Below are 2,775 nucleotides of genomic sequence, written 5' to 3' on the forward strand. Positions count from 1 at the left end.
ACCCAGAACCACACAACGGATCATGCAATCCGAAAATCACCATCAGATCCACGGCCAGCCTCGGGACATACTTCCCAAACAGGCCCTAGGGCGTAGGTGCGGTTACCTGGACCCGCAGCGGCTGCTGCTCGCGGGGGTGGCGCTGACCTATCTGTTCCAGGCTGGCACCAGCTACCTGCAGTTGCGGGTCGGTTCGAACCAGCTCGCCGCGGTGCTGTTCTGGCTGCTGGGAACGGTGTCGGGGGCCGAGCGGGACACATTGGGGCTGCCCGCGTGCATCGTCGTGGCCGCGACGCTGTGGCTGCTGGCGCAGGCCCGGTCGTTGAATGCCTTGCTGCTCGGCGATGAGGCCGCCGCCTCGCTGGGTATCCCGGTCAGCCGGCTGCGGACCCAGCTGCTGATCGTCACCGCCGCTCTGACAGCGTCCGTCATCTCCGTTGCCGGCGGTGTCGCGTTCGTCGGCCTCATCGCGCCGCACTGCGTCCGGATGCTCATCGGGTCGGACCACCGGCGGCTGCTCCCGGTGACGGCGCTGCTGGGCGGAACGTTCCTCGTGCTGGCCGATCTCCTCGGCCGGGTCGTGGCCCGGCCGTTGGAGCTGCCGTTGAGCATTATCACCGCGGTCGCCGGGGTGCCCTTCTTCCTCGTACTGCTGCGCCGGTCGGGACGGGCGAGTGGTGCCTCGTGACGGGCCTTCGCCTGGAAGGTCTGGGTGTCGTCGCCGACGGGGTACAGATCGTGTACGACTTGACGGTCGACTGCCCCCCCGGCGCCTTCGTCGGCCTGGTCGGTCCGAACGGCAGCGGGAAGTCGACCGTGCTGAAGACGGTCTACCGGGCGGTGCGGCCGACGTCCGGTGCGGTGCTGCTCGACGGGACGGACCTGGTCAGGGACCTCACCCCGCGCCAGTCGGCGCGGCGGGTCGCGGCCCTGGCGCAGGAAAGCCCCGATGGCTTCGACTTCACCGTCCTTGAGGTGGTCGCGACCGGGCGGACCCCCCACCAGAGCGCGTGGAGCCCGATCTCGGCCGGGGATCATGAGATCATCTCGGCCGCACTCGACACTGTGGGCATGGCCGCGCACGCCCGGCGGGCGTTCGCGTCGCTGTCCGGCGGCGAGAAGCAGCGGGTCCTGCTGGCGCGCGCCCTCGTGCAGGCACCGTCGGTGCTGATTCTGGACGAGCCGACCAACCATCTGGATATTAGCACCCAGCTGAGCCTGCTGGAGTTGGTGCGCTCACTCGGGATCACCGTGCTCGCCGCGTTACATGACCTCAACCTCGCGGCGGCCTTCTGCGACCGGCTCTATGTCCTGCACAACGGCGCGGTGATCTGTTCGGGAAAACCGGAGGACGTCCTGACCGCCGACCTCATCGGCCGCGTGTTCGGGGTGCGCGCCGACCGGAGCGTCCACCCGGTGACCGGCCGCCTCCACCTCGCCTTCTCCAGTCTTCCCTTCCCCAGCCCGCCTTCCTCCAGCCCGTCTTCCTCCAGCCTGCCCGGAACAGACGAGCCGGCCCCGGTGGTAGCTGGCGCGGAAATCCCGATAAAGCAATGACCCGATGAAGCAATGGAAGGAAACAGAACCCGATGAAGAAACTCGGCGCCGGCGTCGCGGTCGCCGCCCTGCTCGTTGTTACCGCCGGTCTCACCGGCTGCGGGTCCGGTTCGACCACCGGCGTGGGCAGTGCGAGCGCGGCCGATGCCCGGTCGGCCCCGGCCGGTACCCGCTATCCCGTTGAGGTGGCGAACTGCGGCCGGACCCTGCACTTCGACAAGGCCCCGGCGCGGGTCGTCTCCGGGTGGACCACCAGTACCGAGCTCCTCATCGAACTGGGCCTGACGGACCGGATCGTCGGCCAGTACAATACCAGCAGCGGCACACCGGCGGCGAAGTACGCCAGTGTGGAGGCGAAGCTACCCGTCCTCGGTACCGGCGCACCGACCCGAGAGGCGCTGCTCGCCGCCCGGCCCGACCTGATCTGGGCGGATGGCAGCTATCTGTTTGACGGCCGGCAGCTCCCCACGATCGCCGAGCTGGAGGCCCAGGGCACCCAGGTGATGATTCTCAGCGGGTTCTGCACCGACGACGCCACCAAGGCGACGGTCCGTGACGTCGACACCGACCTGACCGCGCTCGGCACGATCTTCGGCATTCCGGACCGGGCCAGGCAGGTCCAGGCCGACATCAACGAACGGTTCCGCCAGGTCGCGACGAAGATCCAGGGCAGGGACCCCGTCCCGGTCGCGATGGTCGCCACCTACCAGGGAACCGTCTACACCTACGACGGCGTCTACACCGACATCGCGCGGCTCGCCGGGGTGCGGAACATCTACGCGGGCACCCTGCCCAAGGGCAAATACTTCAGTGAGCTGTCGGTGGAGGACCTCATCAGCAAGAATCCCGGCACCCTCGTCTATCTGCTCAGCGGCAGCGAAACCGAGGCCGAGGCCCGCAAGTTCCTCACCTCCCGGCTCCCGACCGTGGCGGCAGTCCGCAACAACCGGATGTTCTTCCTCCCGCAGTCGGACTCGGCCAACCTCGCCGGCGTGGAAGGCGTGACAAAGCTGGCCGCCGCGCTGCACGCCTGAGCCGCAGACCCAAAAATGTGGGACGACCTGAGATGAGTACGGTACCCGCCTTCCGGCTTTTCCTGGCGAGCCGGGCTGTCTCCTGGGCGGGTTCGGCGATGACGCTCGTCGCGCTCCCGGTGCTGCTTTTCCAGCGCACCGGGAGCGGCACGCTCGCGGGCGTGCTGGTCGGTCTCGAAGCGGT

3 protein-coding genes are annotated in these 2,775 nt (G+C 68.5%); all 3 read left to right on the forward strand.

From position 1 onward, the window contains the following. On the forward strand, positions 1–688 hold a 688-nt coding region (locus tag ACY45C_RS11830), incomplete at its 5' end, for a FecCD family ABC transporter permease (protein ID WP_462187666.1). Further along, complete coding sequence (locus ACY45C_RS11835) at positions 685–1,557, forward strand: ABC transporter ATP-binding protein (protein ID WP_462187668.1); 873 nt, start codon at positions 685–687, stop codon at positions 1,555–1,557. The genes ACY45C_RS11830 and ACY45C_RS11835, both read left to right, overlap by 4 nt. A gap of 32 nt (positions 1,558–1,589) precedes the next feature. Next, entirely contained in the window at positions 1,590–2,591 is a 1,002-nt protein-coding gene (locus tag ACY45C_RS11840; protein ID WP_462187669.1) for an ABC transporter substrate-binding protein, read from the forward strand. The last annotated feature ends 184 nt before the right edge of the window (positions 2,592–2,775 follow it).

The sequence above is a fragment of the Frankia sp. CcWB2 genome (assembly GCF_977927585.1).

Bases quoted from the DNA above. Each gene is read 5' to 3' on its own strand.
- ACY45C_RS11840 (WP_462187669.1), top strand. From the start codon at position 1,590: ATGAAGAAACTCGGCGCCGGCGTCGCGGTCGCCGCCCTGCTCGTTGTT.